Here is a 645-nt window from a genome sequence, read left to right as displayed (position 1 = left end):
GAGCGCTACAAAGAGTTGGAATCAGGAAAGTGGGTGAAAGTTGATGGCTGGGCAGATGTCGAAGCGGCAAAAGCAGAGATTCTACAATCTTACGAGCGTGCGCAAAACAAATAAGCGTAAACGCCAACCCCGAATACAAAAAGAGCTGCAAAGTGCAGCTCTTTTGCTTTCTAACCTAAACGCTTGCCTTAGATAGGAGCTCCTGCGGAGGACATACGACCAGCGTCATAATCGTGTTGGAAGAACGGGTCAACGTCATCGCAGATTCCGAAATACGGTCGTCCAACCACACCCAGCATATAGGCACTTTGCTCACAATACTCTTGCTTACCTTCTTGATAACCGTTTTGGTAGGCCATGATCAGTTCTGGCGTTGCGTGGTTAGTACCATCCAACTTAGCTATCCGCTCTTGTGACAACTCTCGTAATCCATCTAAGGCAGACTGTTTCCCGAACGCTTGCCAATCAGTCACACTGGTTGAAGCTGGTAAGGTGGTTTGCGCACAAGCAGACAGAAGCATCATCATCGCGCCAATTATTAACACTCTCATCATCACTCCTTACTTTTCTGACTTGTCGTTTTCTAACGTGTTTAGAAACGTTTTTAAATCTCGACAACGTTCTTACGATGGTTACTTAAGTATA

At 45.7% G+C, this 645-nt stretch carries 2 protein-coding genes; one reads left to right on the top strand and one right to left on the bottom strand.

Features of this window, described 5'->3' with window-relative positions:
* Window positions 1-114 (top strand): inorganic diphosphatase (locus tag R7P74_RS27105; RefSeq protein ID WP_336624121.1); only part of this gene is annotated, 114 nt, incomplete at its 5' end.
* A 74-nt stretch (window positions 115-188) separates the two neighbouring features.
* On the opposite strand, the gene R7P74_RS27100 is transcribed toward R7P74_RS27105, so the two are convergent.
* Complete coding sequence (locus tag R7P74_RS27100) at window positions 189-551, bottom strand: DUF2799 domain-containing protein (protein ID WP_005479645.1); 363 nt, start codon at window positions 549-551, stop codon at window positions 189-191.
* Between the last annotated feature and the right edge of the window lie 94 nt (window positions 552-645).

The organism is Vibrio sp. 2033 (assembly GCF_033339735.1).
The sequence above is the reverse complement of the archived record's forward strand: the minus strand, read 5'-3'. Positions and strand labels throughout refer to the sequence as shown.